Origin of the sequence: Oscillatoria salina IIICB1 (assembly GCF_020144665.1) — a bacterium.
Classification (GTDB): Bacteria; Cyanobacteriota; Cyanobacteriia; order Cyanobacteriales; family SIO1D9; genus IIICB1.
In genome coordinates this window covers 1-24,190 of sequence record NZ_JAAHBQ010000015.1, presented here as the reverse complement: position 1 = coordinate 24,190, position 24,190 = coordinate 1, and the positions used below count along the sequence as shown (strand labels likewise).

19 protein-coding genes and 1 tRNA gene are annotated in these 24,190 nt (G+C 42.5%); 9 read left to right on the top strand and 11 right to left on the bottom strand.

Features of this window, described 5'->3' with window-relative positions; translation table 11 throughout:
- The first annotated feature begins 368 nt into the window (after positions 1–368).
- Positions 369–1,439, top strand: coding sequence for an ABC transporter ATP-binding protein (locus G3T18_RS05760; RefSeq protein ID WP_224409582.1), 1,071 nt, complete (start codon positions 369–371; stop codon positions 1,437–1,439).
- Here the strand turns inward: G3T18_RS05760 and G3T18_RS05755 are convergent.
- Positions 1,436–3,538, bottom strand: coding sequence for a M3 family metallopeptidase (locus G3T18_RS05755; protein WP_224409581.1), 2,103 nt, complete (start codon positions 3,536–3,538; stop codon positions 1,436–1,438). The two genes, G3T18_RS05760 and G3T18_RS05755, sit on opposite strands and share 4 nt — an antisense overlap.
- Positions 3,539–3,991: 453 nt before the next feature.
- Here G3T18_RS05755 and G3T18_RS05750 point away from each other — a divergent pair, with 453 nt between their 5' ends.
- Positions 3,992–4,420 (top strand): hypothetical protein, encoded by a 429-nt coding sequence (locus G3T18_RS05750; protein ID WP_224409580.1) that lies wholly within the window; start codon positions 3,992–3,994, stop codon positions 4,418–4,420.
- A gap of 32 nt (positions 4,421–4,452) precedes the next feature.
- Here G3T18_RS05750 and G3T18_RS05745 read toward each other — a convergent pair whose 3' ends face one another.
- The 6 genes from G3T18_RS05745 to G3T18_RS05720 all read right to left on the bottom strand — a co-directional run bounded on the left by G3T18_RS05745 (position 4,453) and on the right by G3T18_RS05720 (position 10,383).
- On the bottom strand, positions 4,453–5,142 hold the full coding sequence (locus G3T18_RS05745; RefSeq protein ID WP_318013936.1) for an N-acetylmannosamine-6-phosphate 2-epimerase: 690 nt from the start codon (positions 5,140–5,142) through the stop codon (positions 4,453–4,455).
- Positions 5,143–5,218: 76 nt separating this feature from the next.
- Positions 5,219–5,584 carry a LapA family protein gene (locus tag G3T18_RS05740; protein WP_224409579.1) on the bottom strand — a complete coding sequence of 122 codons (366 nt, stop codon included), beginning with the start codon at positions 5,582–5,584 and terminating at the stop codon, positions 5,219–5,221.
- Between the two features lie 280 nt (positions 5,585–5,864).
- The gene (locus G3T18_RS05735; RefSeq protein WP_224409578.1) at positions 5,865–6,611 is read right to left on the bottom strand and encodes a PRC-barrel domain-containing protein; all 747 of its coding nucleotides are present in this window, start codon (positions 6,609–6,611) and stop codon (positions 5,865–5,867) included.
- A 117-nt stretch (positions 6,612–6,728) separates the two neighbouring features.
- A complete protein-coding gene (locus G3T18_RS05730) occupies positions 6,729–8,984 on the bottom strand; it encodes a hybrid sensor histidine kinase/response regulator (RefSeq protein ID WP_224409577.1) in 2,256 nt (751 codons plus the stop codon).
- A gap of 411 nt (positions 8,985–9,395) precedes the next feature.
- Positions 9,396–9,833 (bottom strand): secondary thiamine-phosphate synthase enzyme YjbQ, encoded by a 438-nt coding sequence (locus G3T18_RS05725; protein WP_224409576.1) that lies wholly within the window; start codon positions 9,831–9,833, stop codon positions 9,396–9,398.
- 10 nt (positions 9,834–9,843) lie between these two features.
- On the bottom strand, positions 9,844–10,383 hold the full coding sequence (locus tag G3T18_RS05720) for a retropepsin-like aspartic protease family protein (protein WP_224409575.1): 540 nt from the start codon (positions 10,381–10,383) through the stop codon (positions 9,844–9,846).
- 439 nt (positions 10,384–10,822) lie between these two features.
- Between G3T18_RS05720 and G3T18_RS05715 the strand changes: the two genes are divergently transcribed.
- Positions 10,823–11,155, top strand: a complete 333-nt coding sequence (locus tag G3T18_RS05715) for an ArsR/SmtB family transcription factor (RefSeq protein ID WP_224409574.1) — start codon at positions 10,823–10,825, stop codon at positions 11,153–11,155.
- Here the strand turns inward: G3T18_RS05715 and G3T18_RS05710 are convergent.
- A complete protein-coding gene (locus tag G3T18_RS05710; protein WP_224409573.1) occupies positions 11,148–11,990 on the bottom strand; it encodes a hypothetical protein in 843 nt (280 codons plus the stop codon). The genes G3T18_RS05715 and G3T18_RS05710 overlap by 8 nt on opposite strands.
- Positions 11,991–12,136: 146 nt before the next feature.
- On the opposite strand from G3T18_RS05710, the gene G3T18_RS05705 reads away from it, so the two are divergent.
- Entirely contained in the window at positions 12,137–12,634 is a 498-nt protein-coding gene (locus G3T18_RS05705) for a GUN4 domain-containing protein (RefSeq protein WP_224409572.1), read from the top strand.
- Positions 12,635–12,709: 75 nt separating this feature from the next.
- On the opposite strand, the gene trhO is transcribed toward G3T18_RS05705, so the two are convergent.
- Entirely contained in the window at positions 12,710–13,606 is an 897-nt protein-coding gene (trhO, locus tag G3T18_RS05700) for an oxygen-dependent tRNA uridine(34) hydroxylase TrhO (protein ID WP_224409571.1), read from the bottom strand.
- A gap of 86 nt (positions 13,607–13,692) precedes the next feature.
- On the opposite strand from trhO, the gene G3T18_RS05695 reads away from it, so the two are divergent.
- Positions 13,693–13,765 (top strand) — tRNA-Ala (locus G3T18_RS05695).
- Between the two features lie 228 nt (positions 13,766–13,993).
- Here the strand turns inward: G3T18_RS05695 and G3T18_RS05690 are convergent.
- Together G3T18_RS05690 and G3T18_RS05685 are read right to left on the bottom strand one after the other, a co-directional pair.
- Positions 13,994–18,274, bottom strand: a complete 4,281-nt coding sequence (locus G3T18_RS05690; RefSeq protein ID WP_224409570.1) for a PAS domain S-box protein — start codon at positions 18,272–18,274, stop codon at positions 13,994–13,996.
- A gap of 72 nt (positions 18,275–18,346) precedes the next feature.
- Positions 18,347–18,958 (bottom strand): TetR/AcrR family transcriptional regulator, encoded by a 612-nt coding sequence (locus tag G3T18_RS05685; RefSeq protein WP_224409569.1) that lies wholly within the window; start codon positions 18,956–18,958, stop codon positions 18,347–18,349.
- A 103-nt stretch (positions 18,959–19,061) separates the two neighbouring features.
- Between G3T18_RS05685 and G3T18_RS05680 the strand changes: the two genes are divergently transcribed.
- From G3T18_RS05680 to G3T18_RS05665, 4 genes are all read left to right on the top strand, one after another.
- A complete protein-coding gene (locus G3T18_RS05680; RefSeq protein ID WP_224409568.1) occupies positions 19,062–20,255 on the top strand; it encodes an ABC exporter membrane fusion protein in 1,194 nt (397 codons plus the stop codon).
- A gap of 15 nt (positions 20,256–20,270) precedes the next feature.
- Positions 20,271–21,446, top strand: a complete 1,176-nt coding sequence (devC, locus tag G3T18_RS05675; RefSeq protein ID WP_224409567.1) for an ABC transporter permease DevC — start codon at positions 20,271–20,273, stop codon at positions 21,444–21,446.
- Positions 21,447–21,459: 13 nt separating this feature from the next.
- Entirely contained in the window at positions 21,460–22,173 is a 714-nt protein-coding gene (locus G3T18_RS05670) for a DevA family ABC transporter ATP-binding protein (protein ID WP_224409639.1), read from the top strand.
- Between the two features lie 252 nt (positions 22,174–22,425).
- Positions 22,426–23,907: a serine/threonine-protein kinase gene (locus G3T18_RS05665; RefSeq protein WP_224409566.1), complete on the top strand. Its 1,482-nt coding sequence runs from the start codon at positions 22,426–22,428 to the stop codon at positions 23,905–23,907.
- The last annotated feature ends 283 nt before the right edge of the window (positions 23,908–24,190 follow it).

Sequence of the window (24,190 nt, the reverse complement as noted above, 5' to 3'; positions counted from 1 at the left end):
TGTTGATTTCTAGTCTCAATAGGAATTGGGGTTTTCAGTGAACAGTGAACAGTTATCAGTTATCAGTAGAGATTGGAGACAAGGGAGAGGGGGTTTTCAGTGAACAGTGAACAGTTATCAGTTGTAAGTTATCAGTTATCCATAGAGATTGGAGACTAGGGAGACAAGGGATTGGGGGAGAGGGAGAAAACAAGCAGGAGGGGGAGACAAGAGGAATTAGGGAATAAACTGTTAACTGATAACTGGTAACTGATAACTGGTAACTGCTAACTGTTAACTGATAACTGGTAACTGATAACTGGTAACTGCTAACTGCTAACTGGTAACTGCTAACTGCTAACTGATAACTGCTAACTGCTAACTGATACATGGCTGAACCAATTCTGCATCTCGAAGACGTAACGAAAAAATTTGCTTCAAACTACCTTGCTGTCAACAGCGTGACACTGAAGCTACATCAAGGAGACTTAGTGAGTTTACTCGGACCCTCTGGTTGCGGGAAAACTACACTGTTACGTTTAATTGCGGGATTTGAAACACCCCAACCAGGAACGATTAAAATTGCGGGGCGTACTGTAGCAGGGGCGGGTTGTTGGATACCTCCAGAACACAGGGATGTAGGGATGGTCTTCCAAGATTATGCTTTGTTTCCTCATTTGCAAGTGAGGAAAAATGTTGCTTTTGGTTTGCAAAATACCAAGAAAAAGAATCCGGCTGAGGTGAAAAAACGAGTTCAAGAGGCTCTGGCTTTGGTAGGATTGTCAGGACTGGAAAATCGCTATCCTCATCAACTTTCTGGAGGTCAACAGCAAAGGGTGGCTGTGGCTCGTGCGTTAGCGCCTCGTCCGTCTCTGGTATTATTAGATGAACCGTTAAGTAATCTTGATGTCCAAGTGCGTCTCAGGTTACGTCAGGAATTACGCGATATTCTCAAAGCCGCAGGTACATCGGCGATTTTTGTTACTCACGACCAAGAAGAAGCACTTTCGATCTCTGATTGGGTAGCGGTAATGCGAGACGGTTGCTTAGAACAGTTTGGCACTCCAGAGGAGATTTATCAACAACCTGCTTCGCGGTTTGTGGCTGAGTTTGTCACTCAAGCGAATTTTTTACCTGCGAGACGTAGGGGTGAGGTTTGGGAAACTGAGGTTGGGAGTGTTCCGGTGGAAAAATACCCTTGTGAAGAGGATAAAGTTGAGTTGATGATACGTCAAGAAGACTTAATTTTACAACCAGATGAAGCGGGAAATGGAGTCATCCGCGATCGCCAATTTCTCGGACGCGAACATCGTTACTGTTTACAAATGAGTTCGGGACGAGAATTGATCGCCCGAACTCAAACTGATAATCTACTAGCTGTGGGAACGCGAGTTAAAATTAAAGTTGATCCCGATACTTGGCAACTCTTTGCTTCTCGGTCTTGCCGATCTGGAGATTAAGCCGCAGTCAGTAAACCGCTATGTCTGAGTAAAGCTTCAGTTTGGGGTTCGCGTCCCCGGAAAGCTTTAAATACGTCCATTGGGTGCAAACTTCCACCCAAAGCGAGGACAGTATCCCGGAAGAGTTTTCCAGTATTGGCGATCGCGGTTTCGTCTTCTAATCCTGCTTCTTCAAAAGCCGCAAAAGCATCTGCACTGAGGACTTCTGCCCACTTATAGCTATAGTAACCTGCGGCGTAGCCACCCGCGAAAATATGACCGAAGGCGCACAAGAAAGCATCTTCGGGTAAAGGTGGCAAAATAGTAGTAGTTTCGGCGACACGCGATCGCACGATCGTAGGACTTTCATCGCTAAAGGGATCGTAGCGATGATGCAATTCTAAATCCAAACAGCTAAAATGCAATTGGCGCAGCATCGCCGAACCACTCAGATAATTTCTCGCTGCTTTCAGTTTTTCGTAGTAATGTTCGCTTAAGGTTTCCCCAGTTTCGTAATGCTTCGCCATTCCCATTAAAGTAGGACGATGATAGCACCAGTTTTCCATAAACTGACTGGGTAATTCAATTGCATCCCACTCCACATTATTAATTCCTGCTGCCCCTGGATAGTCTACCATCGTCAGCATATGTTGCAAACCGTGACCGAATTCATGGAACAACGTTTGCACTTCCGAAAAGGTCATTAAACTCGGTTTTCCGTCCACTGGAGGAGTTTGATTGCAGATCAGATAAGCTACAGGTAAACGAGTCGTAATTTTGCCAGCTTCAACAATTTTGCCACGATTGATACACTCATTCATCCAAGCACCGCCCCGTTTTTCTCCGGGACGACTGTAGGGGTCAAGATAAAAATACGCGATCGCCTCTCCTGTGGCATTATTAATCTGGAAGTAACCCACGTCTTTGTGCCAAACTGTCGCATGATTATCGGCAGGTTCAATAATTACATTAAAAAGCTTTTGCGCCAGATTAAATAAACCTGCTAAAACTTGTGGAAGAGGGAAATAAGGACGCAACTCTTCGTCATTAAAAGCAAACTTTTCTTCTCGTTGTCGTTCCGACCAAAAATATATATCCCAATGTTTCAAATTATTTGCTTCGACGGCATTTTTTTCCTTAGCAAATGCCTTTAATTCAGCTAATTCTCGGACAGCAGCATCATAACTCGCTTGTCGTAATTCTTCTAAGAGTTTCTCTACTGCTTCCACATCGGGAGCCATTTTTTTCGCTAAACTTAATTCTGCATAACTACTAAAACCCAGGATTTTGGCTTTTTCTTGACGCAGTTGCAAAATGCGTTTAATTAGTTGATTATTATCCCATTCTCCCTCAGCAGCGCGACTAATAAAAGCCCGATACAATTTCTCGCGCAAGTCACGATTTTTGCTATGCTGCATGAAAGGAAGAAAGCTAGGATAATCTAAGGTAATGTACCAAGGTCCTTTGTCAGCCGTGGCATTTTCTTCTCCTTCTAAACGCGCAGTTTGGGCTGCGAGACTGAGTAAACTAGGAGGTAAGCCATCAATTTCTGCTTGGCTAGTTAGTTTTAATTTGAAAGCTTTGGTTGCATCCAATAAATTATTAGAAAATTTAGTTGCCAGTTCTGCAAGTTCGAGTTGAATTTCGTTAAAACGAGAACGTACTTCTCCTGTTAAACCTACTCCCGAAAGTTCCGCATCTCGAATTGCTGCTTCAATAATTCGTTTTTGGGCTGGTTCTAATTTCTCATAATTTGCCGATGTTTGTAGTTCTTTAAAGGCTTCGTAAATTGGCTTACTTTGACTAACTTTATTGCTGAATTTGATTACGCTGGGCTGCACTTTTTCGTAAGCTTGACGCAATTCGGGACTATTTTTTACACTCATTAAGTGTCCCACAACTCCCCAACTCCAATTGAGACGTTCTTCAATTTCAGTTAGAGGTTCGACTAAATTTTCCCAAGTGGGAGTTACTTTCGCTTCTAATTTAGTGAATTCTGCGTCTAATTCTTCCAAAAGCTGAGTAATACCCGGAACTACCTGTTCGGGAGTAATTTTCTCAAAAGGAGGTAATCCTTGACCAATTAATAAGGGGTTATCCGTAAGAGTTGCTGTTGTCATAATTTATGTTTATCTTTCTTGGGGAAACAATTATCTGAAATGCTGCAAAGTTCTCTAGCTGGATAAACTTAGGTCAAGCCTAGTTTACCAAAAGTAATTGCGAGTTTTTTGCAGCATTCTCTTGCAAGTTTTATCACTCTGTCTCTTAATTTAGCTTAAATTGACTGAGTGGGGGGTGATACCCCTCACTCAGTTTTTGGGGACCCTTGGATTGGGGATTGGGTTCAGTTATCAGTTATCAGTGAACAGTTATCAGTCAACAGTTGGGATGGGATTGCTAATGGGAGAGATTCAAGAAGGTGACATTAGAAGAACGACAGATTCGAGGGTAAACTGGTCACTGTTCACTGTTGATTGGGGATTGGGGACTGATACGTTTTTTACTCTTTTTGTGCTTTCGAGCCCGCAGACAGGCATACTTAAGATTAATATTCTGTGCTTTTGGTAACAAAAATGAGTAAAGAAAGTATGCTAAAGCTAGCGAAACGAGGAGATGAAAAGGCGATCGCGTCAGTTTTAAATTATCTCTTGAACGATAAAGGTATCCAGGTTGTAGAAGCTACTTTGAATCATGGTTGTTTGCGAATTGTCTTGGAGTCGCTGTCGGTTTGCGATCGCGACTCAACTGTGGCATTTTTGCATCAAGCTGTCACTAATTTAGCCATCGACTCTGCTAAATCTTTGATGATTTGCGCGAGACAACCGGGTAAATATGCTCCCCTTTGGAGTGAAACTCTTGCTTTAACTACTCGTCTCGAAAACAAAAACTTTCATAACACAAAAATAACTAATAGTCAAGGAAAAAAACAAAATAAATTGCAACAATGGTTGGCTAAGTTTCCCCTTACATCATTTATTTCCGCAAGAGAGTGGGAAAATTAACCCCAAAAAAATTAAATGAGCGAGATCGTTTGCTATCCTTCAAAAATAGCTTGAAATTCTTTAACTTTAAGATCGATCCCGGTGATGGCGGTTCCAACTACAACTGCATACGCTCCTAATTGTAAAGCTTTTTGAGCCATTGCGGGTGAAGCGATTCCACCTTCACAAATAACAGGTATATCTAATTTTGCTACCATCTGTTTGAGTAATTCCCAACCGGGAGGGTTGCAAGCTTGGGTTTGTTTGGTATAGCCATAGAGAGTGGTAGCTACGATGTCAGCACCCGCTTGAGTAGCAGCGATCGCATTTTCGATGCTGTCTACATCTGCCATCACTAATTTACCTAATTTTGTGTGGATATGCTCGATTAATTGAGTTACAGTTTCGTGATTGGGACGTTGGCGATCGGTAGCATCAATTGCGATAATATCGGCATTAGCCTGAGCAAGAGCGTCTGTAGCTGCTAATGTTGGGGTAATATACACTTCGTAGCCAGGAATTTGTTGTTTCCACAAACCAATAATTGGAATATTCGGTATTTGTTGTCGCACAGCTTTTACGTGGGCTGGTGTATCAATGCGCACTGCTGCTGCACCGTTATTTACTGATGCTTGCGCGATCGCAGCAATTATTAGGGGATCGTGTAATGGTGAATTAATTGGGGCTTGACAAGATACGATTAATTTGCTTTTAATGTTGGTTAAAATGTTAGCTACACTCACATTTATACTTCCTTTTTTAGGTGTTTTTTCTCGTGCAAAGTCGCCAAGTCGCAAAGGATTAAAGAAGGTGATTTGTTTATTCTGGGAGTTTGGTTTGTTCGTGGTTTTTAGTTGAGTTTTCTAGTTGCAGGTTTTCTTCTAAGTATTTGATTCTTTTTTCTTGTTTTACCATCACTTCATCTTGATCTGCTAAAGCTCGTTTCATTTCCTTGATTTTTTTGTTCGCACTAGCGATTTTCCAGTTTCTTTTAATTACTATTGGGCTACAAACTAAAATACCTGCTATTACTCCTAAAGCTAAGGTGAATAATAAGACTAAAGCTAGGGAACCTTGAAATTGCCAAAACAATAAATTAACTGTAATCGGGCTAGGGTTTTGCAGGGCAAAAACTATAGCTAAAAATGCTATTAGTAAACCAGAAATTAATAATAGTCTTAGCAAAAGATTATCCTCCTCGAGCGATTATTTATTAGTAGCAGCAATTATCTTTAAATTTTGCACATTTAAGCTTGATATTTTTTTCAACAGTTAGATGAAATTTATAATCTAGTTTCTCGCGTTTTCTTAGCTTTTGTGTAGAAAATTGACATAGTTTCTATCCCAGCAACCAGATTTCCTTAAAAAAGATAATAATTATCCTTTACTTAAGAGTTTCTCTGCCAAGTTTTTTCAACTTAATTGGAGAAAGTTCAGAAGAAAAGTAAGTTCTTTATTTACTCAACTAAAAATCTACATTTTCTTGATTTTCTAATTCAGAACTTGGTCGATCGTCAGGTTGAGTTTCTTCAGAATTTGCCGATTTTTGTAACTTATTTTTGGCTTCATTCAGCTTGTCTTTCGCCTGAAATGCAACGGATTCAGCCGCTTCTTTGGCTTTACTAAGTGCAGTTTCTACTTCTTTTCTAGTTTGAGCATAATCTGCTGAAAAAAAGCTGGTTGCTTGCTCAATTTTATTTTTCAAACCTTCACTAAATTTAGCCGCATTACGAGCAGCACGATCGAAAACGATCGCGCGTTTATTGCCGACACTAGAAATAGCCACTGGCTCTAAAATGTAAGTACCATCGGTAACTCCTTCCCAACCATCAGCAACGAACAAATAGCCAACAACTTTCCCAGTTTGTAAATTAAACAAATAATCAACAATTTTCCCCGCTCGTACTCCAGCATCAGTCCAAACTTCATGATTAATAATTAATTCGGATCGATCGGGTTTTTCTTTCATCGCTTCTGTAGGAGAACAGTTAACGAGAATACAATCATGACCGATAGTTTCAATTTGCTCCCAAGTAAAAATTAACTTATTGTGACCGAATAAGCCAGATTTGCAACTAAAACTTTGAATTTCGTGAGCGTGAGGATCGAGCCAAAGTTGCTCGACATTACCCACTTTATCAGTTGTCCTACGTTCTAAGACTAATTTATTAATAAGTTGGCTACGCCGCATTAGTTCTGGTTGCGTTGTCATTTGAGTAAACTCCAAGGAATCAAGATCGAAAACTGGCAAAAATCAGTTGGGAAAGGAAATTCTAGCTGGCTTGCCCTGGATTCATTATAGGTAATTTGAGTATGGGCGAAACTGAATTTAGCTGGTTGACTCAGTAGAGATCGAAGCGTTAACTTTTTCTAAGAGTTTTTCGGGCTCGATTGGTTTAAGTAAATAGTCATCAGCGAGATTGTCGAGAGTAGGATCGAGATTGTCGAGAGTCGCGCGATCGCGTAACATCAAAATTTTAGTTTGTCTGGTTGTCGGTAATTGTTGGAGAGTGGTAGCAATTTCTTGGTTATCGATTCCTGCTATTTGCTGCCCTAAAATAACGAGAGAGGGTTGTAACAGTTGCATTTGCTCGATCGCCGTTGAACCATCTACTAACCAAACTACCTGATAATAAGCGGCAGTAAGCAATTCGCAAATTACGGTGGCTACTTCGTCATCGGTTTCAATTAAGACAATTGTCTTGGCAACTTCTGACGATCGCTGCTGTTGTGAGTGTGGATTTGATTTTGATTTATATTTATCCATATCTGGTAAGCGTACAGTAAATAAAGAGCCTTGACCGACTGCGGACTCAACTTCAATCGTGCCTCGGTGTAATTCTACAAGTTGTTTGGTCAGTGCTAAACCTAATCCAGCACCTTCATAAGTACGCTGGTGGGGATCTTCTAATTGCTGAAATTTTTCAAACATCAACGGAACGCGATCTTTAGGGATACCAATACCTGTATCTTCAACTTGAAAAATGGCTTCGTTGTCTTCTCGCCAAACTCTCAAAATAACTTGTCCTTGGGAGGGAGTAAATTTAATCGCGTTACTAACGAGGTTAAAGAGAATTTGCTTAACTCTCCGGGAGTCGGCATGAAAGCGATCGCTTTTCGATTTGAGTTTGATATCTAAGGATAAAGCAATTTTACGGCGATAAGCTTCTTCGCGAAAGGTTTGGACTACGGAACGCGATAACTGACGCAGGGAAAAGTCACTAATGTTCAAAGCCATTTTCCCGGCTTCGACTTGGGAAAAGTCGAGAATATCGTTGATTAATTCCAGCAAATGTTTACAACTGTCTTGAATGGTTTCCAGGTAGCGGCGTTGCTTATCCATAGGAATGGGTTTGACGTTAATTTGTTGACCGAAAGACCAACGCAACAGCGTACCGGAAAGCCCAATCGCGCAAGTTAAGGGGGTGCGTAATTCATGACTGACGATCGCGAGAAATTCACTTTTATACTGGTTAGCAGCTTGGGCGGCTAAAAGTGCATCTTTTAATTCTTGAGTACGTTCGACTACGCGCATTTCTAAGGTATTTTTCTGCTGTTGTAATTCGGCGTATAATTGCGCTTGTTGGATCGCGATCGCTAAATGTTCGCCTATTTGTCCGAGAAAGCTTTGTTCGTTTTCACTCCATTGTCGCGGTTCCCAGCACTGATGGGCAATTAAGAGTCCCCACAATTTCTCATCTGCAACTATTGGTGCAACTAATTTCGCCCGAACTTGAATTTTTCTCAGAAATCTTAGTAAACAAGGTGCTGAATCATATGCTACTGCTACATCTTCGACTGCAACAGTTTCGCCGCGACGATACTTTTCCCGATAATTGGGAACGTAGATAAAGCATTCGGTTTCTGCTTCTGCAACTAAGTTTAAAACTGAGGGAATTTGTTCTGAGTTTCTCGCTTCGTAGGTAACGCAACCCGTTACTGAGGGTTTTTTTGATTGTCCTAAGTTAGTATCAGCTTCGGTTTCTAATTGGCGCTCGAATTGATATATTACTAAACGGTCAACTTGGAAAAAGTTTTGTACTCTATCAACTGCGGTTTGGATAATTACAGGTAATTGGAGACTTTGACGAATCTGGCTGGTAAGTTGATTCAGCAGTCGCTCTTGTGCTATTTGTTGACGCAAGGCTTCGTCTACTACAGGTTGACAAGCTGAAGGTAAGTTATGCTTGGTAAGAGTTTCGATTAATTGAAGTGTAAACTGATTTTGTAGTTGGGGATCGTTGATTTCGAGCTTGTGGCTAAGTTGGATTGGGTGGCGCTGTTGCCAATTAGCTTCGATTTGAGGCAAAATCTGAGTAAGGAAATTGGCGATCGCTTCTGGTTCAAAGCTTAACCCTACTTGATAAGTTTCCCTATCTACTGCTTTTCCCCACAACCAAGCGCTAAATTTCTTGGATACAACTAAACGAAATTTGTCCTCCCCATTATCACCAATACTGACTTCACTCAATACCACAGCCTCAGCTAAAGTATTTTCTCCCATCTGTTCCCATAACTGACACAGTTGCTCGAAAGTTGCCCTCGGCAAAGTCCGATTTAAAATAGAGGCTGGGAAATTAAACATTCTTTTAGTATTCACGTACCACTAAACTTTCTTCGCTTGGCGATGGGAGTTATTTCAGAGCGATCCCACACTCTCAATTATTGTTCAAGATTGGGCTTTGGTGTATCTCGATGGGAAAATAAGTAGTAGAGGTAAACTTTTGTAAAATGCAAGCTTTTTCAGACTCGATCGCTAAGTAATGCAAATCATTTTTACTCTGGGGATTTCCCCCAAGCGTCAATTAACCACTTAATTCAATAATTAAAGCGTATTTTCTGCTAGCTAGGCAAAAATTGTTTTTAATCAGTTAAAATAACAATTATAAATTCATTCAAGAAATTTCTTGCCCTAAAATCAGCAAGAAATTTTCACACAATTACTTAAATAAATTAAGTGTAATTTTCCCTCGCGATCGCCATTATCTCCAATTACTTACTCACCACATAATTGTACGAAAATGGTTCTTTTCCTGGGACCATCAAGATCGAAAAATAACACTGATTGCCAAGTTCCCAAAGCTAATTTTCCGGCGACAATGGGAATATATTCGCTATTATTCAGCATTATTGCCATTAAGTGAGAATGAGCGTTAATTGGTTCGTCTGGTGGTACGATTCGCAAATGTAAATCGTTATGCAAATATTTTCGCTCTTTGGGTGCGAGTTTGTCTAGATGTCCTTTAATATCTTCTAATAATCTTACTTCGTTTTCGTTAATAGCTAAAGCGGTTGTGGTATGTCTGGAAAATATTAATGCGTAGCCATTTAATAAGGAATTTTGCGCCAGCAATTTCTCAATTTCTGGAGTAAGATTATGGATGGAGATTCCGTCGCTGGTTTCTAATTCGATAATGGTATTGAAAATTTTCACTGACTAAAAATTAACGACGACGCAATTCAATGACGTTTTCTTTGATTTCTACCTCGTAGCCTTTGACGAAATCTTGTCCCAATACGCCAATGTTACTATCGGCGGGCGCGATCGCGACAATAAATTCTCGCACAATTAACTCTCCCGCTTGTAAGGAGTTGACGACGGCTAAACCTAAGTTTGCTGTACCGCCGTCGCTCAGGTTAAAATTACTCCGGGCAAAGGGGGCAATGTTGAGTGCTTCTGCCACTGCTGGTAAAATCGTCGTGTTACTCGCTTCGGGATCGAACAGCATTTCGTAACTATTCTCCCCGTTAAAAGTAACATTGACGACTGGTGTTTCTCCCAAGCGATTTTCGATCGGAATGATTATTCCCTCTGCATTTGCGGTTGGCTGGGGCTCAATTTCCCCTTGACAAATTTCGTCTAAGTCGATTATAGTCCCGTTGGCGTTCCGCATAAAGCATCCTTGATACTCTTGGGCGGCTACTCCTCTAGGAAATAAGCTTAAGCTAGTGATGAGAATTAATCCACTCGCGATCGTTTTCATCCTCTTTTACCTTTGGGAGTCGCAACAACACTCTCTTCTGATTCTCCCATTTATTATCTTGCCAATTCCTCGCAACTTGGTTGTATTCTTTAAGGCAAGTATTACTCCTAATTCTAGCGGAATTTGCACTGTCATTGGCACTCCGGCAAATCCCCAGACTGCAAGAATAATCCCACACAATACCACGACAATAGCGTATACCTGTTCGCAGATCGAGTATCCCGCCCAGATTAGTAAGATCCCAATTGCTAAAAAAATTATTTCCGGTAACATAGGCTTGCTGGTTGTAGGCTTATTTTTCCTGAAAGTTCTAAGTTAATTACTTAAACAACTACTTAAGTATTAAGTTTAAGTAAATTTTCTCGCCCAGTCAAGCGATCGGGTATACAGGCTAGGATTTTTTAGTAAAATAGTTAAACAACTACTTAAACAAAGCCCAATGACTTCCAATCATACTGTAACTGCATCTTTGCTCTTAGCCGTCCAGGAGCCAGAAGAAAGCGAACTGCGGGCGAAAATCTTTGCTGCCTTAGCAGATCCAACCCGGTTAAAAATTGTCGAATTACTAGCACAAAACGAAGAATTAAGCGGCTCAGAAATTGCTCAAAGCTTAGATATTAGTTTAGCACTCTTTTGCCATCACTCAAAAATTTTGCTAGAAGCCGGATTAGTCGAAGCTCGAAAAGAAGGACAAACCAAGTACAATTCCTTAAATTGGGAATTACTATCAGCCTGCTTTTCGAGCTTACAAAAATTGCGTCAACCTAATTAATTTCTACTTGTAAATCGTAAGTAGCATTACCACGAGTACCACCAACAATAACAGTATAATCGCCCGTCGCTGGTAAAACCAAACTAGAATTTGTCGCTCCTGCTTCTAAAGTTTTTCCCCTAGGAGAAATCAGATCGAAAACAGCATTATCCTCCAAAGAAGAAATAGTTAATTCCATCGTTTGTCCAGAATTAGCTTCAACCAGATAAACATCTCTTTCGCCGCGTATAACTGAATTACTAACCACTGCGGAAGATTCACCTGCGGCAAACTGAATTCGCTGAGAAGAAGTAGCCGCCGCATCATTTAAAGCAGTACAATCAACTGCTTGATAAGTTCTTCTACCTGTATCTAATTGATTTGCAGTTAACTGCCAAGTTTCTTGGCTGGTTTGAGTATCTAACTCAATTTCAGTAGTTAAATTAACTTGTAACTGATTGCCTTGTAAGCTACCGACAACATCTTGCTGATAAGAAGTAAAATAACCTTCAGCCTCATTTTGCACAGTACCCGTGAGGTTTCCCGTAACTTGATTATTCGTAGCAACAGTTAACTCAGCTTCGGAAGTCAAAGTTTCATCTTGATATTCAAAACAATAAGTTCCAGGTGCAAGAGAATTGCTAGCTTGTTTTTGAGTTGCGGAACTATTGTTAGATAGTTGCTTGTTATCAGCAGTAGGAGATTCAGCTTCGACATTTTCAATTGTCTCCGATGCAGTAGTTTCTGCTGGTGTTTGTTCGGAATTGGGAGAATTTTCACCACAACTAGCGAGAAATATAAGTAACAGAAAAATGCTTAACCATTTGCCACGCTTTACATTACTGCTGGTAATCATAATTGTCGGGATTTACTAATCTATTTAGGGTAAAGGGTAAAGAGATAGTGATTTGCCGCAAGCGGATTTCACCAAGTATCTTGAACAACCTGTAAACTAAGTTACTCAGATAGGCTTGCACTCTTACAGCTATTTACAAGCAAGCTTTGACTTCATCAGTAGAAAAATCAGAAACACGAAAGCAACTACAACCAATGCTAGACTACACCAAGCTGGATAAGCTTCTTGCTGAGAGTAGATGGCGAGAAGCAGACTTAGAAACCAAAAGATTGATTCTGTCAGCCAGGGGTAAACATTACTTGATGGAGATCGAAATTGAAGACTTAAGCGAAATTAGTTACGACTGCTTGGAGAAACTCGATCGATTATGGAGAAAATATAGTAGCGATCGCTTTGGTTTTAGCAGACAAGATCAGCTTTGGCAAAGTTTAGGCGGAAATAAGCCCGATGCTAACTATCAAACCTGGCTCAATTTTGGCAAGCAAGTCGGTTGGTTAGACAAATGTTGGTTATCCTGGTCGCAACTGAATTTTAGCATTGATGCGCCTGTGGGCAGTCTCCCCGCCGCTTGGGTGGAAGAATGGGAATACGGTGATTTGGCGATCGCTTTGTTTTCTCGACTTGAAGTGAGAATTGGGGACTAAGGATTGGGGATTGGGGATAAACTGATAAGTGAATCCCCTAATTCCTCCCCCTCTCTTTTGTCTCTCAATCCCTTATCAGTCCCTACTCCGGCGCTTTCGTGCTAACTCAATTTGTTGCTGTTTCGCTTGCTGACGCGCTCTTTTTTCTTCCGTGAGATTATCAAAACAGTGAGGACAAGAAATACCTTCTTCATAATAGGGCGAATTGAGATCCGCTTGCGAAATTGGATTTCCGCAACTGCGACAAAGCTGGTAAGAGCCAGTTTCTAAGCCATGTTTGACAGCGACGCGATCGTCAAAAACAAAACATTCTCCTTCCCAAAGACTTTCTGTCGCTGGTACTTGTGCTAAATAATTAAGAATACCACCTTGGAGTTGATAAACTTCCTGAAAGCCTTGATTTAAGAGAAACGAAGACGCTTTTTCGCAACGAATCCCCCCAGTGCAAAACATGGCGATTTTTTTCTGACGACTGGGAGCGAGATGCTGACGCACGTAGTCGGGAAAGTCGCTGAAGGAGGTAGTTTCGGGATTTTCCGCGCCTTGAAAAGTACCGATGTTTACCTCATAATCATTGCGGGTGTCAATAACTGTTACTTCGGGATCGCTGAGTAAAGCATTCCATTCTTCAGGAGTAACATGGGTTCCCGTTTTGGTGCAAGGGTCAACTTCCGTTAAGCCAAAAGTAATAATTTCCTTTTTTAAACGTACTTTTAAGCGCTCAAAGGGTTGATAATCTGTGTAGGACTCTTGAGGCTCCAGATCGGCGAAACGAGAGTCAGAGCGTAAATACTGCAATACTGTATCAATAGCTTGACGAGATCCGGCGATCGCGCCATTAATTCCTTCCGGTGCTAGCAAAATCGTTCCTTTGATTCCCTGCTCTTGACAAAGTGGCAGTAATCTGTTCTTTAGTTCAGCAAAATCTGACAGTCGAACAAACTTATAAAAAGCAGCAACAACTTGGCTCATTTTTCCCTCCCGATCTAAAATTTACGGCAATTATGTACAAAATTCAGTTCTATATGCTATATTGTAATTAATGGGAATTCCCGCGAGGGGGTATAGCTCAGTTGGTAGAGCGCCTGCTTTGCAAGCAGGATGTCAGCGGTTCGAGTCCGCTTACCTCCATACTTTCAGCCTCCGACTTTGGTAGAATAGTAGAATTCTGGTAGAAAGTTGACAAAGCTTTAGATTAAACTCAAATCCCGATTAGGGATGGAAATGTTTGCTAAAAAGAAACAGACCTTACTTTAGCGCGGTCTAGTTCCGTCGTCTCAGTGTCCTTCGACTTACGGAGTCCATTTAAACTGAAAATCAGAGTCATCAAGCAAGTGGGAAAAACCAATCACAAAATTGTTAGATTGGCTGATTACCTCGTAAAAGTTCGATCGCCACTTGAACTAATTTTTCGGGTTCAATCGGCTTGGTTACGTGGCGTTGATAGCCACTTTTTAAAGCACGTTGCCGATCTTCTTCTCTAGCATAAGCTGTCAAGGCGATCGCCGGAATCTGTCCGCCTTTTTCGGGGGGTAAAGCACGAATTTGTTGGATTAAGGAATAGCCATCGAGATCGGGCATCCCAAGATCGCTAACTAACACATCAGGTTGAAAAGATGGCAAAATTGCCAAAACTTCCTGAGCTGAGGCGACTGTTTTAACTTCTGCTGCTTTATATTGAGCGAACAAAGCTGTTAATAACTCTCGTGCATCAGATTCATCATCTACAGCGAGGACTCGAATTCCCGTAAGATCGAGTTTTGGTTTGGGTAATTGATTTGTCTGGCTATTATCTGGTTCAACATTCAGTAAAGGTAATCTTACCTTAAAGGTAGAACCTAACCCTTCTCCGGGACTATCAGCCGCGATCGCACCGCCATGTGCTTTAACCAAATACCGCACGATCGCTAATCCTAATCCTAACCCGCCAAACTGGCGAGTTGTGGAAGTATCTTGTTGACGAAAGGATTCAAAGATTTGGGGAAGAAACTCCCGACGAATGCCTTTACCAGTATCCTTGACAGTAATTTGGGCTTGATTGCCGACTCGTTCGAGAATAATCTCTACTTGTCCGCCATTAGGAGTAAACTTAACGGCGTTGGAGAGCAAATTCCAGACAATTTGCTGAAGTCGGGCTGGATCTCCAGATACTTTGCCAATATGTGGTAAAACAGAAATAAGCGAGATAGATTTATGCTCCGCAGTCGTCCTCACTGTCTCCAAAGCATTTTCGATCGCCAATACTAGATCGGTGGGAGCGAAGTTAATCGCCAGTTTACCGCGCAGAATTCTCGCAACATCGAGTAAGTCATCAATCAATTGCGTTTGCAATCGAGCATTCCGTTCGATAGTAGCAAGAGCAACGGCAGTTTTAGTTTCATCAAATTTCCGAGTTTGCAATAACTTTACCCAACCCAGAATCGGGTTTAGAGGAGTTCGCAACTCATGGGAAAGAACAGCTAAAAATTCATCTTTGAGACGGTTAGCCAGTTCGGCTTCTTCTCTTGCAGCTTGTTCGCGCTGGAATAGCTGTTCGCGTAAGGCTTGAGCTTGTTTTTGCTCAGTAATATTTAAAACTGTCCCCACAAAGCGTATGGGCTTGCCATTTCCATGGAAATAAACTTGCCCTCTCGCTGCAATCCAACGTTCAACACCATCTTGAATGCCAATGGTACGATATTCTATATCATACTGACCGCCACTTGCTCGCTTAAGAGAGTTTTGCATTACCTCTTCTGTGCGATCGCGATCGTCGGGATGCAATGCCTGAAAAAATTTTTCAATATTTATTTCTGCTTCAGGAGGTAAACCAAACATGGCTTTACAACAAGCATCCCAAACAAGTTCGTTGCTGGTAAGATTCCAATCCCAGGTTCCTAACTGGGCAGACTCAACTGCCATGCGGAGGCGGTCTTCACTCTGACGCAAGGCTTCTTCGGCTTGTTTGCGGTCATTGATATCGACAGCCGCACAGGTAATCCCGACAAGAGCATTTTGACTATCCCGAATAGGATCGATTGTCAGATCGTAGTAAGCGGTTTTCCCATCCTGAGTAATCTTGACTTCTTTGCGCAAACCTATGCCTGTATCTAGCACTTGTTGCTTGAGTTGAGTCAGGTATGCAGCCGATTCTGGGGAGACTAAATCAGCATCTTGCTTACCAATGATTTCCTGCTCGAGGAAACTAAATGTGGGGTTATAAATCCAGGTATAGCGAAGAGCCAAATCTTGATTAAATAGAGTAATCGGAGCGCTTTTGAGGGCGATATTAAGTCTTTCAGTGGTCTGTTGTAGGGCTATTTCGGTTTCCCGCAGTTCAGTAATATCAGTATTTGTACCAAACCAACGCAAAATGTTTCCGGCTTCGTCTCGAATCGGCAGCGCGCGAGACAAAAACCAGCGATACTGTCCATCTTTACCGCGTAACCGAAAAGTATCTTCCCAAATTTCGCCTGTTTTAAAGCAATAGCTAATTTTCTCGACTACCTGTTCCACACGATCTGGGTGATGCACTTGTTGCCAACCCCAACCTTGCATTTGTTCTAGAGTTGTCCCGGTATAATCAAACCAGCGTTGGTTGTACCAAAAGATCCAGCCGTTCTCGTCTGCCATCCAAGCAAACTGGGAAATGTTGTCGGCTAGGGTGCGGAAGCGTTCTTCGCTCTCTCGCAGGATCGCTTCCATTTGTTTGCGATCGCTGATGTCTACTACTGAACCAATATATCCTTTAAATTCACCATCTTCGCTAAACCAAGGGCTTGCTGCATCGATCGCCCAGCGATATTCACCATTCTGATGACGCAAGCGGTATTCGATCTGAAATGCTTGACGATCCTTATTTGCTTGGAAAAAGATTTCTCGAGAAGAGTTATAATCGTCTGGATGTAAGGCATCTAGCCATCCAAATCCTAATCCTGTGGTTTCAGTTTGTCCGGTAAACTCGTACCAGCTTTTACTCAGATATATGCAGTACCCGGTGGGATCTGTTACCCAAATCATCATTGGGGCGTTGTCTGCCATGTTGCGGAAACGCTCTTCGCTTTGGCGCAATGCTTCTTCTACCTGTTTGCGTTCGGTGATTTCTTCACAAACTGTACTGATACCAATGACTCGATCTCCATTTTTTAAGGGTATAAACTGTTCTAACCAGGTACGTTTTACTCCTGGTTGCGCTGGGGTTTCGCCGCTAATTTCAATATTTAACAGAGGTTCTCCTGTTTCGAGAATAAAGTGCAAAAGCTCTTCGACAGTGTCCGCTATATCGGGGAGTAGCTCCCGCACGGTGCGCCCGAGATGAGCTTCAACGTTTAAGCCGTTAATTTTTGCCAAGTGCTGATTAATCCGCACAAAGCGCAAATCTCGATCCAATACATTCAAACCAATCGGAGCAGTTTGATAGATTGCTTCAATTTCTGCTAGTTGCTGCTGAAGTTGAGCTTGACTTTCGCGTAGTAAGGCTTCCGACTGGAGGCGATCGCTAATATCAATTCCAGAGGGGATCAGGTATTCTACTCTTCCGGTTTGATCGAACAAAGGTACCAGAGCAAAATCGATAATCAAAAACTGATTTTCCCCTAAACGTACTTTTACGTCATAACGAATTATTTCTCCCTTCGCTGCTCGCTCAATCGCATCTCTCAGTTGGGACTGAATTTGGCGATCGTAAGCCCACCAGTATGTCTCCTCAAAAGGTTTCCCCACTACATCGGCTGGCTGAAGGGATGCTGCTGTTAAAGCTGGCTGGTTAGCTTCAATCAAGACTCCTGATGGAGTCATCACCCCCACAAAGATAAATAAACTATCCAGCACTCGCCGAATTTGTTGCTCCCTGCGGCGAATCTGTATTTCACTCTGCTCGATCTGGTCAATATCGGTAATTGTGCCAATCCAACCGGTAATCTCTCCTTGGGAGTCTCGTGTCGGTAAACCCCGACAAATAAACCAATGGTAAATACCATCCCAACGACGAAGGCGGTATTCGATCTCAAACTTTTCCCCAGTGGCGATCGCTTGATGCCATTTTTCTAGGGTGCGATCGCGTTCGTTGGGGTGAATTATACTGGCTCCGGCTAAACCCATTGATTCGGCTTCGCTTAAGCCTGTATATTCGTACCAGCGTTGATTCCAGTAGTTGATTAGTCCTGTTGCTTCGCCTGTCCACACGATTTCTGGGATGGCTTCTGCCAATTCTAAATTACGTTTTTGGCTGGCTTGTCGGGCGGCTCGATCTTGTTCAATCGAGGTTCGCAACTCGGCGTTTTCAATTGCTTTCCGCATTGCTAAACGCAGGTCATTGGGTGTAATTTCGTCTTTAATTAAATAATCTGCTGCCCCATTTTTTAATGTCCACACTGCTATTTTGATATCGTTACTGCCGATCGCGATAATCGGCGGACAGTTTTCGCCCATTTCTGCTTTTAATTGACTCAGAAATTCCTGCTTCTCAGAGTAGGGTGGGTTAAATTCTAAAAGTATGCCATCGAGTTGTTGGGAACGACACAGAGCAAAAGTTCGAGCGTTATCTGTTTCGGTTAAAATTTGATAAGCAAAGGTGACATCTTGCTGTAGTTGATCTTCGTAGCTGTCATTGCTTTCACTAGGGTCATTCGCCACCAGTACAGTTCGACGAGGTTTGGACATACTCGGTACTTAATTAGTAAAGGTTTTCGCTTTTTCAGTTTCTAGAGTGGCTCAAGAAAATATACATTACTTTTATTGTGACTTCTTTACTGCCGCGATCGACTCAATTAACCCGTTGACTAAATCCTCTTGTTCTAAAGGTAAAATTTCACTGCCATACATGATGTGTTGAATAATTAGATAATGTACCAAGGTACCAGTGAAAATCCGCGCTGTTACCATCGGTTGAGATAAATTGAGTTGCGGTTGAGAGGCTAGGTATAAGGAAAGCTGTTCTAATAAAGGTTTTTGAATTTCTCGGACAAAGGTGCGAGCTAGTTCGGGAAATCGCTCTGATTCACCAATAATTAACCGCATTAACGTTAAAAGCGGTCGATTGCGAGCAAAATTTTCTAATACTGAACTGGCAATTTGGTGGAGAACTTTCTCTGGCGGTTCTTGTAAGTCGGGATTGCTCAGTAAACTGAAAACCATCTGACGGTTATTATGGGTGAGTTGTTCGATTAAGGCAACAAATAATCCTTCTTTGTCTTGAAAGTAGTTATACAGCGTTGGTTTGGAGACGCCAGCTACTGAAGCAATTTTACTCATGCTGGCAGCCGCGTATCCCTGTTTGGTAAATACTTCTAAGGCTCCGGCTAAGATTGCTTTGGCTTTGTCTGATTTATTTGAGTTGAATTCCATTGACTGTAAGGTGTGAACGTTTCGATCTTATTTTACTAGATTGTTTAGTTGACATTACTAAACCGTTTAGTAAAATAAAAAGAGAACAGAGAGGACTACAGCCGTGAGTGTAAACTACCCAATGGATCTCGCCAAATCATCCCGTCGCGGGCTGACAGTATTATTAATCGCCGCCATTGTAGGTTTAGGTGGTATAACAGGATGGAGAGTGTGGCAATTACGCTCTAATCAAATCAGCCAAACTCAAACAGATAGCGCCGAGATAGCAGAAATCACCACAGTTACGGCACTAGGACGACTAGAACCCGAAGGAGAGGTAATCAACCTCACAGCCTCAACCTCAACCCAAGAAAGCCGCATCGAGCAACTATTAGTCAAAGAAGGCGATCGCGTCGCAGCCGAACAAGTAATCGCCATTTTAGCTCATCGTGCGGGCAAAGAAGCTAGCTTACAAAAAGCCGAAGAACAAGTGCGTGTCGCCCGCGCTAAATTAGCCCAAGTAGAAGCAGGAGCAAAAACAGGCGAACTCCAAGCCCAACGCGCCGAAATTGCCCGTTTAGAGGCAGAAAAAGCCACAAAATTAGCCGCCCAACGCGCCGCGATCGCCCGTTTAGAAGCCGAAGTCGCCAATGCACGCATCGAAGCCGAACGTTACGAACTACTTTATCAACAAGGAGCCGTTTCCGCCTCCCAACGAGATAGCAAACGCCTCACCTACACCACCGCGCAACCCAGATTAGAAGAAGCCCAAGCCGAATTAGCCCGAATTCAAACCACCAGCCAGCAACAAATCCAACAAGCCGAAGCAACCCTCGCCCAAATCGCCGAAATACGCCCCGTAGACATCGAAGCCGCCCAAGCAGAAGTACAAGCCGCCATAGCCACTGTAGCAGAAGCCAAAGCCAACCTAGAACAAGTTTACGTGCGATCGCCCCGCGCCGGACAAATCATTAAAATTCACACCCATCCAGGCGAAAAAATTGCCCCTGAAGGAATAGCCACCTTGGGCGAAACCCAGCAAATGATTGTCATCGCCGACGTTTATCAAAGCGATATTAACAAAATTAAACTGGGACAACCTGCCAAAATCACCTCACCCGTACTTTCCGAAACCCTGGAGGGAAAAGTCGAGCAAATTGGCTTACAAGTAGAACAACAACAGGTAATTAATGAAGATCCTGCTGCTAATATCGATGCGAAAGTTGTCGAAGTTCACATTCGTCTCAATCCCGCTTCCAGCGAGAAAGCCGCCGGATTAACCAACTTACAAGTCACCGCCACCATTGAAACCAAATAATCGGGAATTCACACCATGCTAGGCTTAATCAAAACCTTACGAGAACGCACGCCATTAGGATTACTACAATTAAAACACGATCGCCTGCGTTTGTTAACCGCGATCGCTGGAATCACGTTTGCAGATGTCCTCATTTTCATGCAGCTTGGCTTTGCCGATGCTCTCTACAAAACTAACACTCAATATCCGCGCACTTTACAAGCTGATTTAGTCCTAATTAGCACCCAGGCAAAGAATTTTGGACAGTTGCGAACATTTACCCGACGACGACTTTACCAAGCCTTAGACGTGCCAGGAGTTGCCACTGCCGAAGGATTGTATCTCGGTTCCGTGCAATGGCGCAATCCCCAAACCCAAAAAAAGACTTCCATGTTGCTAATTGGACAAAATCCCGATCGCCCTGCTTTTAATTTACCTGAAGTCAACCAACAGTTAGACGCAATTCGGCTACCAGATACAATTTTATTCGACCAAGCCTCGCGAGGCGAATATGATGATTTGATTATTGAACTCGAACAAGGGAAAATAATTAATACCGAAATCGGACAACGAACGGTGACGATCGCCGGATTGTTTAAAGTTGGTGCATCTTTTGCTGATGATGGCGCTTTGATTACCAGCGACCAAAACTTTTTACGACTGGTTCCCAAACGTGATGCTGGGGCTGTAAGTTTAGGATTAATTCGTCTCCAGCCTAATTATCAACCAGAAGCGGTGCAAAAAGCTTTACAAGGGCGATTACCTGATGATGTGCAGGTGTTAACCAGTGAGGGTTATGTTGATTTTGAACTAGATTATATCCAATCCAACTCACCCATCGGATTTGTTTTTGGTTTGGGTACAGCAATGGGCTTTATTGTTGGTATCGTAATTGTTTATCAAGTGCTTTCAACGGATGTAAATAGTCACTTAGCGGAATATGCGACATTCAAAGCAATGGGCTATCGAAATAGTTACTTGTTAGGCATAATTTTTGAAGAAGCTTTAATTTTATCAGTTTTGGGATTTATACCCGGTTTAGGAATTGCTTGGGGTGCATATCAACTAACTGCGGCTGCAACAGCATTACCTTTAGCTATGCCTGTGAGTCGCATCATCATCGTGTTTATCCTCACACTGGTAATGTGTAACGCTTCCGGTGCGATCGCGACTCGCCGACTCCAAGCTGCTGACCCTGCTGATATATTTTAGAGGAAAATTGATGATGGCGGAACAACCTGTAATTGCGATCGCTAATTTAAATCATTATTTCGGTTCGGGACACCTGCGAAAACAGGTCTTATTTGACATTAATTTAGCGATTTACCCCGGAGAAATTGTGATTATGACTGGGCCCTCCGGTTCGGGAAAAACGACTCTCCTGTCGCTGATTGGTGGCTTACGGACTGCTCAATCGGGTAGTCTAAAAGTAGTCGGGGAGGAACTTTGTCAAGCTAAGGAAAATAAGTTAGTCAAAGCCAGACGTAACAATGGTTATATTTTCCAAGCGCATAATTTGCATGGTAGCTTAACTGCGCTGCAAAATGTGCAAATGGGCTTAGAAGTACATGGTACATTTTCCAAGCAGGAACGTTATCAACAAGCTGCGGAAATGCTCAAACAAGTAGGTTTAGGAGATAGAATTAATTATTATCCGGCTGACTTATCCGGCGGACAAAAACAGCGAGTTGCGATCGCGCGGGCTTTAGTCACACACCCGAAAATCCTCCTTGCAGACGAACCTACAGCCGCTTTAGATAAAAAATCAGGACGGGATGTAGTCGATCTTATGCACAATTTAGCCAAAGAGCAAGGCTGCACGATTTTACTCGTTACTCATGATAACCGAATTTTGGATCTTGCCGATCGCATTATTTATCTCGAAGATGGACGTTTATGCAAGCGATCGCCAGAAATTGTAACTTCTGTGCAAGAATAGAATCGGCTGAAATAGCTGGTTTTTGGGGAACTTTTGTGCTTAGATGAAATTCAAACGAGAACGCGATCGATAAAAGAGGGAGACAAGCAGGAATTTGCAGCAAAGTTTTCCTAATCACCAGTCCCCAATCCCCAATCCCCAGTCACCAGTCCCCAATCCCTAATCCCCAGTCCCCAGTCCCCAGTCCCCAGTCCCCAGTCCCCAATCCCCAGTCCCTATACTGAGGGAAAGAATTGCGCGATCGCTGCTATTATGCCCTATTGTCTCAACCCTCTCTGTCGTCAACCTGAAAACCCCGATTTAAGTGAATTTTGCCATAGTTGCGGAGCTTCTCTACTCCTGAAACAACGTTATTTGGCGCTGCGTCCTCTCGGTCAAGGCGGATTTGGCAAAACCTTCTTTGGCACAGACCAACATTTACCATCTCAACCTCATTGTGTCATCAAACAACTATATTTTCAATCCCCCAACCCCAATATCGCCAAAAAGATCGTCCAACTTTTTCAACAAGAAGCCCTACGTTTAGATGAATTAGGCAAACATCCCCAAATCCCCACCTTATTAGCACATTTTGAAGAAAAAGGACATTTATATTTAGTTCAAGAACTAATTGATGGACATAATTTAACTGAAGAATCATGGCAAAACTGCCCCGATATAGAAGCAAAAATTTGGCAATTATTAAAAGACATCTTACCAGTACTACAATACATCCACGATCGCCGCGTAATCCATCGCGATATCAAACCAGATAACATCATGCGTCGCAGCCGAGATAACAAACTTATTTTAATCGATTTTGGCATTGCCCGCGTACTTACTAATACCGCAATCATGGGTGGTGCAACCATCGTTGGTACACCCGAATACATGGCTCCCGAACAAACCAGAGGTAAAGTTTTACCTGCTAGCGACTTATACAGTTTAGGCGTTACTTGTATCGACTTATTAACTGGAATATCTCCCTTAGAATTATACGATGTAATCAGCGAAACATGGACATGGCGCGAACATTTACCTGCGGGAACTAACATCAGTCCTAAAATAGGAAAAATCCTCGATAAATTATTGCAACCTTCCCTAAAAAACCGCTATCGTTCCGCAGGAGAAGTCTTGAAAATCATCAATTCCGCGACTATTTTACGCTCCTTTTCCTCTCCTCAAACCTCGACTAACGAACTACAAAAAAGCGCCAATTTACCACCAAAAACAAATGAGCCGACACTAATTGATAACACTTCAGCTTCTCCACTAACCCCCACAGAAATAATTGCCACACCCACCGAAATTAACACCCCAATTGAAATCGACTACAGCAGACTGCGACTACTTTTAAAAAGAAAAAAATGGCGACAAGCAGACGAAGAAACCAGAGCAATTTTATGTCAATTAGTGGGTAAAGGAAACAGCAGCTATCTTTATAAAAGCGACATCAAAAACTTACCCTGCGGACACTTACAAATGTTAGATATGCTCTGGGTAAACTACAGCAAAGGACAATTTGGTTTTCGCGTCCAAAAACAGATTTACGAGCAAGTAAACGGCGAATATCATCACTTTTGTGACCTAGTTGGTTGGTCAGTACATCGTCCCCATTCTGACTACGCCGGATTCATTTTTAGCCTCAAAGCACCCGTAGGACATTTACCTTCTCGTGCTTGGGTTGGCGGCTACAAATGGTGGGAACACGCCGAAGTTTTAGCCGCCAAACTAACAGAATGCCAAATTGGTTAAAGCTTATTTTTCGTTTCATTAATGTTATCGCTGAACAGATCGTTTCACCAATGTCATCACTGAACAGATCGTTTCACCAATGTCATCCTGAGTAGAGCGTTTCACCAATGTCATCCTGAGTAGAGCGTTTCATCAATGTCATCGCTGAACAGATCGTTTTATAAATGTCATCCTTCGCTTCGCGAAGGATCTGGTGAGATCCTTCGCGAAGCGAAGGATGACGTGACTTTCGCGTTTTTCCCCTCGTTCTAATGATAACCTCTCCCCCAACCCCTCTCCTACC

Coding starts and splice junctions, on each gene's coding strand:
- trhO (WP_224409571.1), bottom strand. CDS start 13,606: ATGAGCCAAGTTGTTGCTGCTTTTTATAAGTTTGTTCGACTGTCAGAT.
- G3T18_RS05685 (WP_224409569.1), bottom strand. CDS start 18,958: ATGGAATTCAACTCAAATAAATCAGACAAAGCCAAAGCAATCTTAGCC.
- G3T18_RS05720 (WP_224409575.1), bottom strand. CDS start 10,383: ATGAAAACGATCGCGAGTGGATTAATTCTCATCACTAGCTTAAGCTTA.
- G3T18_RS05755 (WP_224409581.1), bottom strand. CDS start 3,538: ATGACAACAGCAACTCTTACGGATAACCCCTTATTAATTGGTCAAGGA.
- G3T18_RS05670 (WP_224409639.1), top strand. CDS start 21,460: ATGGCGGAACAACCTGTAATTGCGATCGCTAATTTAAATCATTATTTC.
- G3T18_RS05730 (WP_224409577.1), bottom strand. CDS start 8,984: ATGTTTAATTTCCCAGCCTCTATTTTAAATCGGACTTTGCCGAGGGCA.
- G3T18_RS05760 (WP_224409582.1), top strand. CDS start 369: ATGGCTGAACCAATTCTGCATCTCGAAGACGTAACGAAAAAATTTGCT.
- G3T18_RS05710 (WP_224409573.1), bottom strand. CDS start 11,990: ATGATTACCAGCAGTAATGTAAAGCGTGGCAAATGGTTAAGCATTTTT.
- G3T18_RS05715 (WP_224409574.1), top strand. CDS start 10,823: ATGACTTCCAATCATACTGTAACTGCATCTTTGCTCTTAGCCGTCCAG.
- G3T18_RS05735 (WP_224409578.1), bottom strand. CDS start 6,611: ATGACAACGCAACCAGAACTAATGCGGCGTAGCCAACTTATTAATAAA.
- devC (WP_224409567.1), top strand. CDS start 20,271: ATGCTAGGCTTAATCAAAACCTTACGAGAACGCACGCCATTAGGATTA.
- G3T18_RS05690 (WP_224409570.1), bottom strand. CDS start 18,274: ATGTCCAAACCTCGTCGAACTGTACTGGTGGCGAATGACCCTAGTGAA.
- G3T18_RS05750 (WP_224409580.1), top strand. CDS start 3,992: ATGAGTAAAGAAAGTATGCTAAAGCTAGCGAAACGAGGAGATGAAAAG.
- G3T18_RS05665 (WP_224409566.1), top strand. CDS start 22,426: ATGCCCTATTGTCTCAACCCTCTCTGTCGTCAACCTGAAAACCCCGAT.